At 69.1% G+C, this 408-nt stretch carries 1 pseudogene; it reads left to right on the forward strand.

Annotation, left to right across the window (positions count from 1 at the left end):
* Positions 1–408: pseudogene (locus tag ACLZOT_RS50180) on the forward strand (chitinase); the annotation flags it as partial.

Genomic DNA, 408 nt, shown 5'->3' on the forward strand with positions numbered 1-408 from the left:
CGGCAGCGCCTTCGTGCTGACCATGGCCCCCGAGACCTTCTTCGTCCAGCTCGGCTACCAGTTCTACGGCCCGGGCCCGAACGGCGCCCAGGACCCGCGGGCCGGCGCCTACCTCCCGGTGATCCACGCGATGCGCGCGGACCTGACCCTGCTCCACGTCCAGGACTACAACTCCGGGCCGATCATGGGACTGGACAACCAGTACCACCAGATGGGCGGCGCGGACTTCCACATCGCCATGACCGACATGCTCCTCACCGGCTTCCCGGTCGCGGGCAACGCGAGCAACGTCTTCCCGCCCCTGCGCCCCGACCAGATCGCCATCGGCATGCCGGCCTCCACCAACGCGGGCAACGGCCACGTCCCCCCGGCCGAGGTGAACAAGGCGCTGAACTGCCTCACCAAGAA

Origin of the sequence: Streptomyces sp. 4F14, assembly GCF_048159485.1 — a bacterium.
In the GTDB taxonomy this organism is placed as follows: domain Bacteria; phylum Actinomycetota; class Actinomycetes; order Streptomycetales; family Streptomycetaceae; genus Streptomyces.